The organism is Capnocytophaga leadbetteri, from assembly GCF_003054025.1.
GTDB lineage: Bacteria > Bacteroidota > Bacteroidia > Flavobacteriales > Flavobacteriaceae > Capnocytophaga > Capnocytophaga leadbetteri.
In genome coordinates this window covers 572,463-592,764 of sequence record NZ_QBKG01000001.1, presented here as the reverse complement: position 1 = coordinate 592,764, position 20,302 = coordinate 572,463, and the positions used below count along the sequence as shown (strand labels likewise).

Genomic DNA, 20,302 nt, shown 5'->3' with positions numbered 1-20,302 from the left:
ATTTTTTATTGCAATTAACATCATTTTAACACTTCATACTATTATACATAAAAAAGCGATGTTTTTCACAAACACCGCTTTTTTCTAATAATTCAAAATTCAATCTACAATTCTAAAGCTCCTTTTACATCGCCATTCATCAATAATTCTACCGGATTTTCAAGAGCTTCTTTTACTGCTACTAAAAATCCTACTGACTCACGTCCATCTATAATACGGTGGTCGTATGAAAGTGCTACATACATCACCGGTGCTATCACTATTTGTCCGTTTCTTACAATAGGACGATCTACTATGTTATGCATTCCCAATATCCCTGATTGAGGAGGATTAATTATAGGGGTTGAAAGCATCGAACCAAACACACCTCCGTTAGTAATGGTAAAGGTACCTCCTGTCATCTCGTCTACAGTTATCTGTCCGTCACGAGCACGAGTAGCTAAGCGTTTCACTTCAGCCTCTACCCCCCTAAACGAAAGGTTTTCAGCATTTCTTATTACAGGTACCATCAACCCTTTAGGCCCTGATACAGCAATAGATATATCGTAATACTGATAAGTCACTTTGTCTTGCCCGTCTATCATTGAATTCACATCAGGGAAGAGCTTAAGAGCACGCACCACTGCCAATGTAAAGAAAGACATAAAACCAAGCCCTACATTATGACGCTCTTTAAAAGCATCTTTATATTGTGCTCTAAGGTCGTAAATAGCTGTCATATCCACTTCGTTAAAAGTGGTAAGCATAGCAGTTTCATTCTTAGCGCTTACAAGGCGTTCAGCTACTTTGCGGCGTAGCATACTCATCTTAGCACGCACCTCGGTACGAACACCTCCTGTAGGTGTTCCCATTGAAGGTTTTGAAGCCTTTAGAGCATCATCTTTAGTAATGCGACCTCCTTTACCTGTACCACTTACAGCGGCCGCTGGTATCTCACGCTCTGCTAATATTTTGCGTGCAGCAGGACTCGGAGCCTGTGCAACATATGAAGGAGCTGCTGGAGAAGCTGTTGGCACTGGTGCTGGAGCTGGTTTTGAAACTTCTTGTTTAGGTGTCTCTACTTTAACTTCTGATGTCTGACCTCCTGCCGGTTTAGGAGCTGCAGTATCTATCAAACAAACCACTTGTCCTACTTTCACAGCTTCGCCCTCTTCAGCTTGTAGGGTAATAACGCCCGCTGCTTCTGCTGGAAGTTCAAGAGTAGCCTTATCCGAATCTACTTCAGCTATAGCTTGATCTTTTTCTACATAATCTCCCGTCTTTACCAACCAACGGGCTATTTCTACTTCAGTTATTGACTCACCTGGTGAGGGAACTTTCATTTCTAACATAGTATTTTAGTTTTAGTTATAAAAAAACAGTAATTAGTCATTATTTCTTTAATGTAACAATAAGTACCCCATTCCTACCTTTATCACCATATTTAGTAAGAACTATAGGGTCTTTCAGCACCGTGATGCTATCAATCTTTTCAGGGGATATATTACTCATAAAGTTTGTTGCTTCAGTAGCATACATTTCTTTGCCATCTACTATCACCAAAAGGTCAGTATTAGAAGGTACTCCCGTCACCGATAATGATCCTACAGCTTTATCGTTGCTACTAGTATCATTATTCTTTTTTAGAGTGACAACAATAGCACCTCCCTGGGCTTTATTACCATATATAGCCACGGCACTTGCACCTTTTAGTACATTCATACTCTCAATATCATCTGACTTAAGAGATTTTTGAACTATACTACTCACTTTTTCATCGGTAAGCACTACGTCATTTACTACCCACAAAGGTTGTTGGGCATTTCGGGCTGGAGCACACTTAATACTTGGCATTTGCTGCGCTGAAACTATATAAGTAGCCATTAGCAGTACTAATGTAATAATCTTTTTCATATTATTAAAAATTTAAACTATTCAAACACTTTGGCTATTACTTCATTATGGCGTTTGCGATCGCGAGTATGGCTACCAGAAGCAGGAGCTGCATAGGCTGGTGTACCAACATAACGCCATTTCACCAAATCAAAGTTCATTAACATATAGCCATAAGCCCCCATATTCTTAGGTTCTTCTTGCGCCCACACAAAATCAGTAGCATTAACATATTTAGCTACTACTTCTTTGAGTTGCTCTACTGGTAAAGGGAACAATTGCTCTATACGCACCAAAGCTATATCTTCACGCCCTAACTTTTCGCGCTCTGCATAAAGATCGTAGTAAAAACGTCCTGAACAGAATACCACTCGTTTCACCTTATTAGCATCTACTATAGGGTCAGCTATTACTTCTCTGAATTGTCCTTCTGCCAAGTCTTCCAAAGAAGAAATCACCTGAGGGTGACGTAGCAAACTCTTAGGAGTAAACACCACTAACGGCTTGCGGAAAGTAGTCTTCATCTGACGACGCAACAAGTGGAAAAAGTTAGCTGGCGTTGTACAGTTAGCCACATACATATTGTTTTCCGCACACAACTGTAGGTAGCGTTCTACCCGTGCTGAAGAGTGTTCTGCTCCTTGCCCCTCATATCCGTGAGGAAGTAGCATCACTAAGCCATCTTGCACTTTCCATTTGTCTTCTCCACAAGAAATGTATTGGTCAAGCATAATCTGTGCTCCGTTTGAGAAGTCACCAAACTGTGCTTCCCAAATAGTGAGTGTATATGGTGATGCCAAAGCATATCCGTATTCATAACCCAGCACCCCATATTCTGAAAGAAGCGAGTTATAGATATGAAAATCACCCTTAGCCATTGATTTCTTATGTTTTAAATCTTGCAAGAAGCAAACTTCTTCTTCAGTATCTTCGGTCTTTAGTACCGCATGACGATGTGAGAAGGTACCTCGTTGTACATCTTCACCCGTAAGTCTCACCTCATAACCTTCTGTCAATAACGAACCATAAGCTAACAACTCTGCCATTCCCCAATCGATATGATTATTTTGGAAGAATGCCTCTTTTCTATCTGCTACAACTTTCTTCACCTTGCTAATAAAGTTCTTATCAGCAGGCATTTCGGTTAATACTTCAGCTATTTTAGTAAGCGTCTCTTTGTTGATAGTAGTATCTACCGATTGAAGCATTTCAGCTGGAGAAGCTATTTTAAATCCTTGCCATTCTGTTTGCATAAACGGTTTAATCACCGTTAAAGGTTCTTTTCTTGAAGTCTCTAAATGGGCATCGAGTAGTGCTTTGTACTCGTTTTCCATTTCAGTAACCAATGATTGTTGTATAAGCCCTTCTGTTATCAATTTTTGAGCATAGATATTGCGAGGATTATCGTGTTTACCAATAAGTTTATACATTTTAGGTTGAGAGAAACGAGGTTCATCTCCTTCATTATGTCCGTATTTGCGATAACCTATCAAATCTATAAAAACATCTTTACCAAAAGCTTGTCTAAAGTCTAAAGCAAATAAGAATGCGTGAAGTACTGCTTCGGCGTCATCTGCATTCACGTGTAACACAGGGCTATCATTTACTTTTGCTATATCAGTAGCATAGATAGACGAACGCGAATCGGTATAATTAGTAGTAAACCCTACTTGATTATTCACAACTATATGTACAGTACCATCTGTCTTGAAGCCTCTTAAGCCACACATCTGCACTGTTTCATACACAATACCTTGTCCACACACTGCCGCATCGCCGTGAATAACTATAGGTAGTGCTTTCAACGGATTATCTTTACAATATCTATCTTGTTTTGCTCGTGTAATCCCTTCTACTACAGCAGCTACAGTCTCTAAGTGCGAAGGGTTAGGCACGAGGTTCATATCTATTTTTTTACCTGATCGCGAAGTACGTTCAGCTGTGATGCCTAAGTGATATTTCACATCACCATCAAACCAATCGTCCATTTCATAGTCTTTGCCATCAAATTCTGAAAAAATATCCTGAGGATTTTTGCCAAAAACATTAGCAAGAACGTTCAAACGCCCTCTATGTGCCATACCGAGCACCAAATGTGTCACTCCTTTCTCGGCAGCTGCTTCTACCATAAAATCTAAGCCAGCTACCAAAGCATCATTCCCCTCTAACGAAAAACGTTTTTGTCCTACATATTTAGTATGTAAGAAGTTTTCAAAAGACGTAGCTTCATTCAGTTTGCGCAAAAGCCTTATTTTATCTTCTTTTGAAAAAGGAGTTGTATTGTTATTTTTCTGAAGATGTTTGTCTATCCATTGACGTACACTTTCCTCTCGAATATACTGATATTCTACCCCTACGGAACGACAGAACAACTGTTGCAAAGTACTAACTATCTGACGCAAAGATGTAGGAGAAAGCCCTATTTCTTTAGCACTGTCAAACACTATATCTAAATCTGCAGAACTAAGCCCATAACGCTCAATAGATAAGTCTATCAACTGTGGTTCACGCGCTGCCAATGGGTTTATTTGCGTAAGTAAATGTCCATAAGTGCGATAAGCATTGATAAGGTTCAGCACTTTAAACTCTTTTTCAATTTTTTCTGACGGTTTATTAGCCTCATTGCTTACTACTTGCTGCACCATTACTGGCACCGCTTCTTGAAGGGGAGCACCATATTGTTCTTGAGCAAAGTCAAAACCCTGAAAAAAAGCACGCCAACTGGGTTCTATAGCATCAGGATTCTCAAGATACTTGTCATATAAATCACCAAAATACGCCGTACTTGCGGCATTCAAGAAAGAATACTTATCCATAAATAGTTATTTTTTCGTTTATATTTCGTTAAAGGTATGCAAAGATAGTATTTAGTTTTGAATTAAGCAATAAATCGTGTTAAAAAAAACTAAGTAAGTTACTAACTACTTAATATACAACAAAATAAAAAGCAAGCACTATTTTCGTAGTGCTTGCTTTTATTGTTATCTGTATAGGGTAAAGTGTCCCATATACTCTTGTCGGTCATCATCTTCGTGTGTGCGCAGTATATACCAATAGTCTCCTGATGGCATCTCTTTGCCTTCATAACGACCATCCCATACCTGACCCGAACGAAGTGTCTTTATATAACGTCCATAACGATCGTAAATATCTACCGTTAAGTTAGGATAACTGCGGTATATATCAGGATCCCAACCGTCATTCTGTCCGTCACCATTAGGGGTAAAGAAATCCGGCGGTACCGACTTCATATACTCCTTCTCTATCGTAAGTGTAGAACTACAATTATTAGCATCTATAGCCTCCACTACTACCAACTTAAAGATACGTCCATTCACCACTCGACTCGTTGGGTCTGTTGGCTTAAGCATATATTCGCTCTCTCCATTCTCATAACTGCCATTGAATGTTATAGAATAAGGTGTATCTCCCTCTCGTGGATTACCTCCTACTACTTTCACTCTAACCTTGTTGATTTCGCGTGGATCTGTCTTATCTAATATCTCTAAGCCCGGATAACGCGTTACACTTACCGTTCCTGCCAAGGTACTTGAACATAGAGAGGTCATTCCTAATGGTCGATAGAATATCGTTATCGTATATATCCCATTGTTCTCTATATTTCTTGTCCTCAACACTTGTAGATTACCGTCTACATAACCCACAAACGGTTTAATAGGCTCTCCGTTTATAGAGTAAGAAAGTGTCTGTGATGATATCAGCCCATCGCTGTTATCTCTAGCAAGCGTTATCTGTATATATGGATTTGAGCTTGTTGTAGATACTGTCGAACATTCAAAACCTACAGTAGCTGTTGCTTGCAGACTAGGTGCTGCTGCTATCGTTATATTTTGGGTTTGCGGACAGTTGCCATCTCTAAAGACTAAGCTATAAGCCCCTGGCGCCATATTAGTACGCGATACCGTCGTGCCTGTTGCTATACCCATTCTGGTGTCTATCACATTACCTTGTGAGTCTTTTAGCTCATAGCTATAAGGAGCGCGTCCTCCTTGTATCATAAACTCAAGTTGTCCATCTGATTGCTGATAGCAAGTTTCTGTCACTGTCTTCACTACACCTAATTTCAATACATCTGGCTCTTCTATAGTGATACGCTCACTAACTTCACAACCTATTACAGCATCTTTCACTTGGATAGTATACTGTCCTTTAGGTAAGTTCACAAACATATTAGTACCACTAAATGTACCTGCCTGTGGCGTAATACTATAAGTATAGCTACCCGTTCCTCCTGTCACGTTTATCTGTACCTTACCATCTATCTCTCCATAACAAGTGATATGGGTCACACTTACCGTCTTACTAAGCGGTGCGTAGTTCTCTACATTTACAGTCAGTGTTTGTACACAGCCTCCTTGGTGTCTTACCGTAATAGTATGTACTCCGGCTGTTACTGAGGTAAAGTAATTGCTTGCTTGTGCTACCCCGTCTAAAGCAAAGGTAGTTTGCGCTGCTACATCTGTATTTACTCTCACTCTAATAGCATTGTTCACACTATTCGATGGACAGCTGTATTCTACTGTAGCTGTTGCTTGTAGGTCTACTCCACCTTTTATGGTTATCGGATCACTTTCAGTGGTACAACTCATAGCATCTTTTACTTTTATTATATAAGTACCCGATGCTAAGCCTGTATACAAGGTCTTACCTAGATACCAATTAACTCCACCATCTATAGAGGTACTGTAGGATTGGGTGCCTCCAGTAATAGTTACTGATATAGTTCCGTCATTAGCACCATAGCAAACCTCATCAGTCTGTCTATCTATTCGTACTCTGATCAAGTCTGGCTCTGTAATTTTGAATATCTCATCTCTATGGCAGCCATTAGCATCTTGTATCCTCACTACATATTCTCCTGGTGCTAATTTCTCAAACACACCGCTCTCTACTACCCTATCAAAACGTGGGCTAATAGCGTACACTATCGTACCAGTACCGCCCTCAGCCGTTACAATTATCTTACCATCTTTCTCACCTTTACAAGTAACGTTGCTCACCGTACTGGTTACTGATATAGCGTCTGCTTCTCTTATATCTATCTGAGAGCTATTATCCTCGCAGTCTACACCACTCTTCACTTTCACAAAGTAAGTACCTGTAGCCAAGCCACTAAACGCCCAGTCGGTCGCATTGATTTGTGTAGCCGAGATAGTCATTGCTGGAGCTATTGGATTGCCGTGGTGCAAGCTATATTGATAGCCCCCTACACCACCCGTAGCCGAGAAGGTTATACGTGCTGTAGCTTCTCCATTACATTTCACAAACGCATCAGCGGTATTTACCGTTAAGCTTACAGGTTGTACTGCTACTACCTCTACTTTGTTAGATGCTGCTGATGGACAACCATTAGCATCTTGTACATAGAACTCATAAGTACCCGGTGGCAATGTAAACAAGTTATTAGTAGTAAATGTGCCGCTTGTACCTTGTCGGTATTGGTAGCTACCACTACCGCCCGTAGCCGTTACTTGTATCGTAGCCTGTGTTTGTAAGCAGGTCGTTGGACTTACTATCGAAGCCGTCACTTTTATTTCCTGTGGCTCATCTATAGTTACCGGTATGGTCAAGTCGCAGTTCCAACCGTCCACTATCTTCACCTTATACTCTCGTGCATCAAGCCCTGTAAAGGTCGTACTGGTTTGCGCTCCGTAAATTTGCGCTCCTCCTACTTCCCACAGTTCGTACGTGTAGTTACCACTACCGCCTGTAGTACCACTTACCGTAATGCTACCACCTCTTTCACTGAAGCACTTCACATCAGTCTTAGTTACTGTTGCTGCTATAGGAGCTGGTGGACTCATAACTTGAGTTACACTAGTCTCACAGCCATTTTGGTCTTTCACCCATACAGTATAGGTTTCTGATACCAAGCCTTCAAACACTGAAGTGCTGCTATAATTACCATATACACTATGTGCTGCTGGCGTTGGCGTACCTACTGTTAAGCGATACTCATAATTGCCCCAGCCACCGGCGGCTGTTACCATAAAGCTACCTGTTTGTCCGCTACCACATTTTATCTGGTTCGTTATCGTTGTACTTGCCGTTAATGCTGATGATGGACCTGATAAAGTAGCTAAGGTAGCGGTTTTTGTACAATATGGGTACTGTGTTTCTGTTACCTCTACATAGTACTTACCTGCACTTAAACCTCCTATAGGTTGGGTTCTCGGGTCACTTGTATCATTTCTACCTGCTGTAGAACTTACTACCTCTACTCCGTATTCATTTACTACTCTAAAGGTATAGTTGCCCGCATAACCTCTCATCGATAATGTCAACTCACCATCATTGCCCGCTGCACAAGTTACCGGTTTGGTTTGTGCCGCACTTATCGATATATTATCGTAATTAGCTATTCCGTAGTTTACACTATCATAGCAACCCGTAGCACTGTCTGTTACGGTTACTTCGTAATAACCTGGCGCAGTAAAGGTTACTGATACTACACTCACCCCTGAGGTTACTGTATAGATACTTGGCGTAGTTGTACCTCCTGTCACTCTCACTATATAGCCCTGATTAGAACCGCCTTCTATAGTAAAGTCTACCGCTTCTAGCCCTTGACAATCTATCGGACGGGTCTGTTGTGCTTTAATAGCTGTAATCCGTTTTAGCGGTGGTATTACCGTTGGACTGTTTACACTATTAGCAGTACAGCCATTAGCATCTCTTACATATACTACTACCGTTTGAGTGTAGCTACCGTTGCTGCTGATACTTACTACACTGCTATTTGTATAGCCTGTAGTGCTGGTGCTTTGTCCGTCAAACACTTCAAAATTATAAGTGTAAGTACCTGTAACTCCACCCGCAGCTATCGCTTGTACGATTGCCTGACGTGCCTGATTATTCGTATCGCAGCTAAAGTGGGTTGTTACCGTTGTACTGCTCACTACCAACTGTGCAGGCTCTGTAATAGTAATAGTTTGTGACGATTGACAAGCTCTTGATGAATATACAGTTACCGTATATACCCCTGCTTTTAGTCCCAATATAGAGAAGTCCTTAGGCGTTGTATTTACCGTTTCGGTTCTTGTTATAAAGCCTCCAGCTCCTTCTATCTGTATCACATAATCTGTCTGTGTTTGTGTACCTGGTATGGTTACGTCTATCCTACCATTATTACCTCCGTGACAGCCTACATTAGTTTGGGTGTAAGTAAAGGCTACCGGTACAGCTGGCGTTACCTCTATTGTAGTGGTTACTATAGCACAAGCTGTCTTGTTGTCTTTCACTCCTACTATATAACTACCTGCTGGCACTCCTATAAATACTGGTATAGTGCTTACTGTTGTAGTACCACCACCCGATGGGGTAAGCGTATAGGTGATACTATTACTACCTCCTTGGTGGGTCACACTCAAGGTAGCTCCCGTAGGACTCGCACAAGTTACCTCTTTGACTATCTGTACTTGTACATTGCTGATCGGCTCGTGAAGTTTTCCTGTCGCTAATGTTAGCGTTGCCGGACAACCCCAACTATCGCTTACCACTACCTCGTAGTTACCAGCTCCCAGACCGGTAAAGGTTCGTGTACTCTGTGGTATACCTTCCTTCACTCCGTCTTTTATCAGTTGGTAAGTATAATTCACTCCATCACCTCCTGTTATAGTCGCTACGCTTATCTCTCCAGTACCTGCCACGCAGTTCTCTTGAGTAACCGTTAGCGTACCGCTAATAGGTGTTGGATTATTCATCGTGATGCTCGCTACTAATAGCGGACAGTCTTTCCTCAAATTATCTCGTACCCATACATAGTATGTGTCTGATACCAAGCCGCTCTTATAGGTGGTCGTCGTCCACGCTCCTGAGGCTGTTGGTGGTGTTATAGTCGTACCAATATGGTATTGATAGCCTCCCCAGCCGCCACTTACATTCTCTATGCGTATCTCTCCATCATTATTACCCGATACGCAGGTAATTGATCGTACGCTCGTCGTAGCGGTAAGAGTTTGTGTCGGACTCTCTATACTAAACCTTTGTACTTGTTCGCACAATGTTTGTTGGTCTTTTACCGTTACTGTATAAATACCTGCTGCTAAGCCCGAGATATTAAACTTAGTATTTGTACCTGCAAACATAGGTGACGGATTTATCGTTCCTCCTGATGGAGTTACCGATACCTGATAAGTATGCAAGCTATCTAAGCCCTCTAAGGTGAAGGTAGCCGTACCATCTGAACCACAAGCTATATTCCGTGTCTGTACATCTACTATCCTAAAGGTATTAGGATCAGGTGATATATAATCATATGATACTATACAACCCGTATTCTTATTACCTATCCAGAACTTATGGGTTGCATTAGGCGTTACCGTAAAAGTATTGCCTGTCTGCCAAGGCGCTGTGCCTATCGCTACCGTTGGGGCTGTCGCTCCCTCATAGTAGTAGATAACCCCTGCTCCAAATGGCAACACGCCATCTTTAGTCATCGTTAGGGTAACAGTTGCTACCTGACAAGTAGTTGCACTTACCACCTGTAAGTTAGCCACATCTATGCGTTCATAAGGCACTATAGTCTTAGTAACGCTCGTATAACAGCCTGAAGCATCTCGTAGCGTAATAGTTACTACCGAACCCTCTGCTATCCCTAAGGTATAAGTGTTGCTATATACTTTATTACCATATGCATCTTCAAACTCTATCGTACGTGTGCCCGTACCTCCTGCTATAGCAGTCGGTGGTACTACTATCTTAGCCTGATTAGTCTGACCGTTATTACCACAAGCAAACTGGTCTACCTGTATAAGCGTAGCACTTAGCGTTAAAGCAGGTGGTGTACCTACCCTAACTACCGTTGTAGTACTACAGCCACTATCGTTATTTTTAACCGTTATCGTATACACGCCTGCCTCTAAATCCTTGGCCGAACGTGTACCCAAATTCCATCTCGGTGCCGTTACCGGACCTGAAGGCCCTGCAATACTGGTATAGATGTAATTACCACTACCCAACTCTACTATATTCATAGAGCCGTCTGTACTTCCAAAGCAAGTTACCGACTGAGTACTTACTTTTATCTCTGGATAAGAAGGTGAAGCCACCGAAACTACTACTATCGTAGGTGAACAGTGCAACTGACCATTATCTTTTATAGTTACCGTATAAGTACCCGGTGTATTTCCTATAGGCTGTACAGCTTCTGAGGCTGTACTGCCTGTTACTGGTAAAAATGTGCTACCTGTATAAGTCGTACCACTCGGTGGAGTTATATTATAAGTATAATTACCCGAACCTTTGTCTACTCTAATGGTTATCTCAGCATTAGTACCAGTAACACAGCCTATCAATTTGCTCACCCGTGCACTCGCCTCTAATGGATCGTGTACCGTTAGCGTTTGTGTAGCCTCACAGCCCGTATTCTTCTCACGTACTACCATCACATAAGTACCTGCTGATTCATTCGCAAATACATTGGTAGTTGTCCAAGTAAGACCTCCGTCCTTAGAATATTCGTAGGCTGTTATATTTGTCGATGGTGCCCATATAGTTCGCTCCGTTGGCGTTACTACAAGCGTAAAGTTACCATTGCTACAGCCTGTATAGGTTACTGTATATATCGCTGGTTTAGGTTGTACTACTAGGTTGTGGTTACCTAAATCTATATCACAACCATACTGATCAATAACTTTTACCTTTACAGTTATCGTTACTGGTGCTGCTGGATAACGCAACGTATTTACATTAGGATTGGAAATATTATCACGCAATACTTGTACCCTATTATTAGCCGTCGCTATCGGGGTAACAAAAGTCGTAGGTGCTACCGGTTCAAGGGTATACGTATACTGTCCGCCCCCGCCTTGTACATTAAGCACTTCTACTACTCCCGCTGCATCACAGGTTATATTCGAACTTACCGATACTGTGCCTGTGATAGGATCTAATTGTTTTACCTTTGCATCTCGACTATACCACACACAACTACTACCATTCTTCTCTGTTACCTTTACATAATAAGTGCCTACAGGAACAATTTTAGTAAGTGTTATTAATGTTGTTGCAGTTCCCGCACTTATCATCGGTACATTCGTGGCCGAACCTCCTGGTACTGGCGGTACTATCTCCCAATCAAAATGACTACCCAGTGAAGCGGTTGAATTGCGTTTTAGCTCTACTCGTAAGCCTCCTCCTGTTCCTGCTGCACAATTAGGCGTTGCTACCAATCCTACCTGCAAGCCTAAAGTCGTTCCTGAGTACACATCGCCTGTATAAGCAGCCGTACAACCTTTGTTGTCTCTCACCATAAAGGTATGTGTCCTACCTACTTCTAAGCCTGTAAATACTGCGGTATTACTTTGCGTTGCCGAAAGTGCTGAAACCCAACTAAGACCTCCATCTTTACTAAACTGATAAGGCGCTTCCCCTTCTCCTGATGGTATCGTTACCGTAGCTGTAAAACCATTTACACCATTACAGCCATTTGCAAAGTTACCTAAATTCGTTTGTACTGTTACATTCGATAGCATATGAGGTACCTTATATGTCGATTCGGATGAACTACATATCGCTACCCCTGTAGGACCTGCCCCCTGAGCTACCGTCTTAAACTTAACTCTTATCTCTGTCCCTGGTGCAAATCCTGGCGTAATCACTGCTTGAGGTGTTGTTAGCTGTTGGTAAGCCCCGCCATTGATACTATAGTATATATCACGCAATGGCGTACCACTAATATAAGTGTTAAACGTTGTCGAACTCATCGTTAACGTTAATGGGAATAACGCCGTTGTACAAGTAGCCGTTGATGCTACCGCAAAATTACCCATCAACTCTGGTTTATCCTCTATCGTTATTGTTCGTACACTACTACAGCCAAATACGTCTTGTATTGTAATGGTGTATACCCCTGCTACCGCATTGGCTATCGTATAACTACCTGATACCCCTGTCTGAGTTTGGGTACCCGCCACTCCTGGGCGTTGTACTCCTATCTTAAACGGTTTACCTCCATTTAAGTTGGCTAATATTATCTTACCCGTTGCCGTACCTTGACATTCTGGTTGTACTACTTGCTGCGTATAAGTTGCTACCCCTACATTCTGTAGTGTTACCGTATAGGTCTTTTCGCAAAGGTCAGACTTCACTTGTACTACCCAATCTTCTGAAGGAGTACTAAAACGTGATAGTAATGTATATGTATTAGCCGTACCGTAAGGTGGTGGGGTACTGCCTGCTTTGTAGAATCTGTATTCTTTTCCATTAGCACCTCCACTTGTCAATACTTCTAACTTAGCCTGTGTACATGCCCCTTGATCAGTAACGTTTACCTTTACCGTTAGTGATGGGTAAATATCTATCGCTCTCTGAGCACTACAGCCGTATTGGTCTTTTACCGTAACGGTATAACTACCTTGACGCAAGCCCGTAAAGCTATGCGTTACACTATCTGTCGTAGGCGATACTGCTGCCGATCCGTTAAGCGATACTGTATAACCTCCATTACCATCGGCTATCTTCACTTTTATTACTCCTTGATTATCGCCCGCATAACACTCTGTAGCTTGTATTGTAAAGCTAACCGTCTTCGGAGTAGGAATAAAGTTCGTTAAATCTACCTGTTTAGAACAGCCATTCGCATCTTTTACCACAAACGAAGGTGTTCCCGTTGCTACCCCAGTAAATAATCCTGTAGTATTCGTTGCCTTAAGAGTACCTCCTACTAAATAAAAATATGTATAAGCTCCTGTTCCTCCCGTAGCCGTTACTTGTACCTTTGCAAAATGAGCATTGCTACACATCGCTGGCTCCACTATCGTAGCTGTTAAGGTTAATTCTGCCGGCTCTGTAATAGTTATTGTCCTACTTACCACACAAGTAGGTGCGCCCGCTACTGCTGGTCTATAATTAAACGTAATAGTATGAGTCCCTGCCTCGAGATTATCTACCTCAAAAGTAGGTGACTGTACATAAGAGGTATAGCCCGGCGCATGACGAATAGAACTTGATAGCGATACATTATAACTACCACCCCTTAAGTTCTCTACCCTAAAGGTTACTTTACCCGTTGAATTATTCTTGCAATCTACATTCGTTTGACTCAATACACTAGCCTTAAATTCTTGACCTCCTGGTATTACCACCGTCTTAACTATCTCTTGCGGACATGATGCAGCTCCTTGTGTATAACTAATTGTCATTGTATAACTACCTGGAGTTAAGCCCATAATGGTAGCTGTTGTGCCCGTAGCTATCTTACCTCCTATAGTATAGGTATAACTATAAGTGCTTGGCAAACCACTAATGCGTATCGTTCCCTTACCATCGCAATCGTAAGAGGTAATAGTATATGTCGTACCTGTAGGTGGGTCTATACGCTTAGGTACAGTTACCGATATATCTAATTCGCAGCCTGCCTTATCTCTTACTGTAACCGTATGTGTACCCGCTGGCAACCAGCCGTCTGGATATATATCAAAGTTACTATCAAATTTATAACGATAATCTGAAGAGGTTCCATAACCACCCGTCACATTCGTAAAAGCTACTTTAGCCTTGTTCTTATGAGCAGGATCTCCATCATTATCTCCACAACCTATAAGCTTTGATACTACCGCAAAACCTCTTAACGGTGCTGCTGGAGCTGCTACTGTTACTGTTATATCGTTGTAGCATTCGCGAGCATCGGTTATCCTAACGGTATGATTACCTCCGGTTACTCCTGTAAAACGGTGTTGATTGCCCGTTACATTCTGCTGAGTACCACCGTCTATACTTATCTTATAAGGAGCTGTCCCTCCACTAATAGTCAATGAAATAGTCCCATCATTAGCTCCATAGCACACTACTGCCGTAGTACTTACTACCGCTGTAGGTCTTACTGCTGCCGTAAGCGTTGCTGTTCCGCTCACCTTACAGCCCTTGCTGTCGGTTACCTCTATGGTATACGCCCCTGGGGTTGCTGTTAAGTAAGTTGCTATCTTATTCGCTGGTACTGCTTGCGCTCCTTGTACCGTAGTATTAGCCGCATTCTTCACTATATAAGTGTAAGGTGCATAGCCGTCTTTTACCTTGAAGTTCAACTCTCCACGTGCTGCATTACCACTATGGCAAGTAATGTCCTTAGCCACTACCGCTACTCCTGAGGATCCATCAGCTGTTATCATTCGTTTTATCTCAGTAGTATAGCTTGCCACACAACCGTATTTGTCTATCACTGTAAAGGTGTGAACTCCTACTTGTAGGTTGGTATACGTATAAGCAGCTGCTGTCTGGATCGCTACTCTCGTACCGTTGTGGAAGAATGTATAAGGCGAGGTACCTATATTTTGTGCGTCTGTTACTTTCACCTGCACCTTACCTGCCGTAGCACTGCTCATACAATAGTTATTATTAGTTATATCAGTAGTGCCTGTAAGAGTAAGGACTGGAGCATTAATAATAGTGAAATTATTATTTTGCTGACAACCATTAGCATCTGTTACTATAACCCTATAAGTACCTGTTTGAGTAAGAGTAAACTGAGGACTGGTTTGTGCTGCAGTAATAGTAACTGTACCCTTGTAAAGTGCATAACTATAAGGTAGTGTACCCCCTGTAGCAGTCATCGTTACGCGTGCTATAGCTGGATTGCAAGCTAAATATGTATCTGACTTACTCGCATCTAAACTAAGCGTAAGAACTGCTGGCTGTGTAATGGTAAAGGTTCGTGTAAATTCACAATTAGAATTGTTCAGCTCCCCACGGAATTTTACGGTATGGGCTCCTACTGGTATATTTTCCCATTTATAAACGGCGTCAGTAACTGGTACAAAAGCTCCTACATTATCTTTCTGTACATAGTAGGTCGTATTTTGTGGGTTCTTAACTGCTATCTGATAAGTACCCCTACCCCCATAACATTTGGCATTGGTTACTTGCTCTGTATTACTTTGTACCCCAAATGCTTGATTATCTTTCACTACCACTGTAGTAGTATAAGTAGACGGACAAGTCTCTGGGTCTTGGTATAGATAAATATCGTCTATCACCAAGTCATTACCTCCTGTCAGATCATTAAACGAACGCACTACCGCATAAAGAATAGTATTATTACCAGGATTCAACTGTACCTTATACTCTTTCCAATCATTTACATTAGCATGTTTAGGTATATAACCTATATTATTTGATGCTAATACATTAGTTTGTGCTAAAGCATCTGCTTCTGTCTTATAAAGTTCTAATTTGATATTAGGGTCGTTAGTAGCTGTAGTGCGTCCATCTCCCCTTATTAGGTTATAAAGAGCTATAGAAAATTGTATTGGCTTGTTAGGAATAATGTCCATCATCTTTCGCTGGTACAATATACCTGCTACTCCTGCTGAACTACCTATATTGACAAATAGCATACGCCCATTAGTCTTTCCTGTATGGTCTACAGGGTCATCACCCCATAGGTTTGGACGCATTTTATCTACTACTGTATACTCACCATCATTTACAGTAGGTCCATACGGATTGGCTCTACCTACTCCAGCACGATTATATAAGATAGTACTACCATCTTGAGGTTCAAATACATAAGAGTCATTTATATAAGGAGTCTTTACGTGGGTAGTACCTACTCCAAAATCTTCCAAGAATAATACATTCTTAGTAGGAGGGTTGGCATTAGCATACTGTATCAGGATAGTATGGGTACCCACAGCAAGATTAGTAAAGGTATTGCTGTTTTGCGGCGCACCCCCATCTACCCGATAGGTATAAGTATAAGTACCCTTGTCATTATTTATTTTTAAAGTAGCCTTACCCTCGCAATTATAAGTGAGGTTGGTACTAAAAGTAGGAGTTGCTATTTTATCATCTACCTTTATAGTAATATTATCTCTACTACAGTCATGGCGATCTCTTACTGCCAACTGATAAGTACCTGGTGACAGCCACGTTTGGCTAACCGTACCAAAACGAACTCCTCCATCAAAACTGTATTCATAAGGGGGCACCCCTCCTTGTACATTAGAGAAACGTACTAAAGCTTTATTAGCATTAGCACCTTGTTCACAGCCCACTAATTTCACTACCCCTGCCGCAGCAATAAGGTTATCAGTGGCCGTTAAATCTGGAATAGTGATAGCCGGTAAGGTAAGCGTACACGTTTGCCCGTTGATAGTATATAGTACCGTAGGAGTATAAGTAGTATTAGCCGTAAGCCCCGCGATTGTACGTGCCGTCTGTGGAGCCTTGCCCTCTAAGGCGTATTGGTAAGTATAAGAATATGTACTTTGTGGTTCAGTAAAGTTTATTAATATCTGCTGACCACATTGCTTTATCTCATAATTTGCTGTAACAACTGGTGGTGTTAGCTTAGTAATAGTTATTGAAGCTCTCGCTGTACAACCATTAGCATCTGTTACCACAAAATTATAAACACCAGCAGTAGTAACCTCTAAGTCAAAATAATCAGTTGCACTAGTATTGTGAGTTCCATTATATTCAAAGTCATACGAGCCTACTTTTTTACCTCCTGAAGCTGTTATTCGTATAACACCTGGCGCACAATTGGTAATAGGCTTAAATACTGAAGCTGTAGCTTTTAGCTCTGGTATTTTGTTTATCTTTACCCCCCCTTTAGTAATTGTACAACCATAACTATTTTCTACCGCTACAAAATAAGTACCGTGATTGAAATAGTTATTTAGGGTAATGTCATTATAAGTAGTAGTACCTGATGAGGTAAACCTATATAACTCAGCTCCCGTCTGGTTATTTTCACGCACCACTATAGTATAAGGATTATAAGGAGGATCATTTACCTGAATGCGCATATTCCCTTTGTTAGTATCACAAGCCATATCTGTAGTGATCACTGTCAACGAAGGGTTCTTTTGATTGATAACTATATTGCTGATTTCAAAAGTACAAGGCACTACTGCTGTATTAGTAGCTGTTTGTTTGATAAGCACATTATAGCTACCAGCAGTAGGAACTGTAAATATATTAGATGTCTGATAGTTAGTTACCGTAGTAGTACCTTTCATAAGAGCAAATTGATAGCCCGTAGCAGGAACATCCTTTACTGTTATTTTACCTGGAGTAGTACATACTATATCCAAAGGCTCTACTTTGGGGTCTAATTCGTTTTTAGTGACACGGAAATAGTAAGATGACACACACTCTGCATCATAAGTCACCGTCAAACGATAATCACCTGCTTCTGTAAACGATTGGTTAGTAACAATACCATTGGTATTACCTATAGTTGTCCAACTACAACCATAGCTAGTGAGATCTGGAGGACAATTATCTGGAATAGTATTAGCACAATTTACTTTTTTCTCCCAAAGAAAATTTGTTGCATTACTAATTGAGATTCTCATATTGAGAGTAGAGTTCTTACCACACAAATACACCTGAGGGTATTTTTCACCTGTCGAAGGACAAACATATGTTTCACCACTTATCTGTTTAGAGGCAATCATACTCTCTACTGGATGATTAGCTTTGTATATATTAGGAATTACAGTAAACTCTTCATACATAGTAGCGCATCCTGTCTTCGATTTGGCTACTCTGTAAACACCCGGTGCTGAAACTACTAAGTTTTGAGTAGTTGCATTTACCGTTTCTGTACCACTGACTGTTGTCCATTGATAAGATGTAAATCCGTCCTCAGCTTTAAGAGTAGTCGTAAGTTTACAGAGAGTTACTTGCTCTTTATATACACACTTCAAAAAATCTACATTTACTACAAAATCCGAGGTACCCTCATCACCCCCAAAACAGCTCGTAAATTCTGACTTAAAACTTTTAGATGAAATAGGAGTTGTTTTAGGGTTTTCTACCCCATTATAAGTAGCTGCCACCTCATTCTTTATCTGGTTAGCACAAGGGGCACGCCATAATTTGCAATCGTTTACTACTTCTACTCCAAAAGAAAATTCGTGTGTAGCACTATTAGCTTTCACTAAGCTATTATCCACTGTTACTGTCAGTGTACCCCCTTCAGCACTATATGTATAATCAATGTGTGTCCCCGATGGAAAGTTAGATGGCTGAATAGAGGTTTTTACAAAGTCTAAGCCTTTAGGAAGTTTATCAACAATCACTAAATCTTTAGCATCGTCATTACCTATGTTTTTAAATTTAACTTTATAAATTAATTGTTCACCTAAGTTCACAGTAACGCCCCCTCTATTACCTGTTATATCTTGGCTGCCTTTATACACCCGTTTCTCCATTACTACGTGAGGTTCTACCACTTCTACGTTAAATGCAAATAAGAAAGGGTAGTAAGCATCCTGATTTGTATAAGGAAGAAGCGTAGCCGAAGTAGCATTATTATTAAAAATAGATGGTGGTAAATTAAAAAGCCCCACATCAAAACCAAATAAATTGGTAGATGCTGGGTTGCGACTGGTATTTACACCATTTTCATCAGTAATTGTACTATTAAAGAAGTTATTTAAATTTCTACCTGGCGCACTGATACCGTAAGTTCCTTTGTCTGTATTTATAGAAAGTTTATCACCCGAAATACCTATCTCTCCTTCTAAAGCTGCAAAACCAAACTTAGCCCTTACAGGCCCCGTAGGTACTGTTTTAAAACCTGAAATAGGAATAGCAAGACTATTAATATTATTTACTGCAGAAAAACCATCAAAAAGAGTAATATAGCGAGAAGGCTTAGAAAGATCTTCATATACTATTACTAATGTCCAACCCGCAGCATACCCCACTCCAGTAGATTCATTACCTTTAGGTGCCATCAAATTAGCCACTGTATAAGTACCATCAAAGCGTCCCCCACGAGTAGCAGCTTCTGCTGTTAGTATACTTGTCACATCTTTTTTGTATACATAAGCGCGCTGAGAATCATTCTGATTCGGACGAGAACTCAATACATCATAGCCATCATACACTAAATCACCTACCAAATCAGTATACGAAGAAGCATTCGGGGTCTTAAACTTAATATTCTTAAATTTACTCCTCTCAAATTTAGGATTCTGATTTAACTCTCGCTCACGTGTATAAGCAGCTGCCCAATACAGGTAAGCTCCTTTCACCTTTAGGCAAGACGCATTTACATTAGGATTAGCCACATTAGCAGAACTTGAGTTAAATACACCTGTTGCTGGTACTACATTAGTGTAATTAAGGTCAATCAGCGCATTATGACCATGACTTCCTATATAAGGTTGATTAGGATTGACCCCTGCATTTAACACTGAGTTACCCACCATAAGCATATCCCCTTTCACTGTTTCTTTATAAAACGGCAAAAAAGTTTTGTAATTCTGTGCTAAAGCTGAAAATACAACTAAAAAGAAACATTGTAATAGTAATATCTTTTTCATATATACTATAATATTTGGAAGTTAGATAAATATTTATTTTTTTAATCTTTGGTAATCAATAGTTGGTTAATAGTTACACCTATGGTTTCAAACGCAAAGGTACACCATTTATCCAATAAAAAAACATC

At 40.8% G+C, this 20,302-nt stretch carries 4 protein-coding genes; all 4 read right to left on the bottom strand.

Annotated elements, in window-relative coordinates:
* Positions 1-104 precede the first annotated feature (104 nt).
* The 4 genes from odhB to C8P65_RS02745 all read right to left on the bottom strand — a co-directional run bounded on the left by odhB (position 105) and on the right by C8P65_RS02745 (position 20,174).
* Complete coding sequence (gene odhB / locus C8P65_RS02760) at positions 105-1,331, bottom strand: 2-oxoglutarate dehydrogenase complex dihydrolipoyllysine-residue succinyltransferase (protein ID WP_107781091.1); 1,227 nt, start codon at positions 1,329-1,331, stop codon at positions 105-107.
* Positions 1,332-1,371: 40 nt separating this feature from the next.
* Complete coding sequence (locus C8P65_RS02755) at positions 1,372-1,893, bottom strand: TonB-dependent receptor plug domain-containing protein (protein ID WP_107781089.1); 522 nt, start codon at positions 1,891-1,893, stop codon at positions 1,372-1,374.
* A gap of 17 nt (positions 1,894-1,910) precedes the next feature.
* The gene (locus tag C8P65_RS02750; protein ID WP_107781087.1) at positions 1,911-4,688 is read right to left on the bottom strand and encodes a 2-oxoglutarate dehydrogenase E1 component; all 2,778 of its coding nucleotides are present in this window, start codon (positions 4,686-4,688) and stop codon (positions 1,911-1,913) included.
* Between the two features lie 165 nt (positions 4,689-4,853).
* Positions 4,854-20,174, bottom strand: coding sequence for a T9SS type B sorting domain-containing protein (locus C8P65_RS02745; RefSeq protein WP_107781085.1), 15,321 nt, complete (start codon positions 20,172-20,174; stop codon positions 4,854-4,856).
* Positions 20,175-20,302 lie beyond the last annotated feature (128 nt).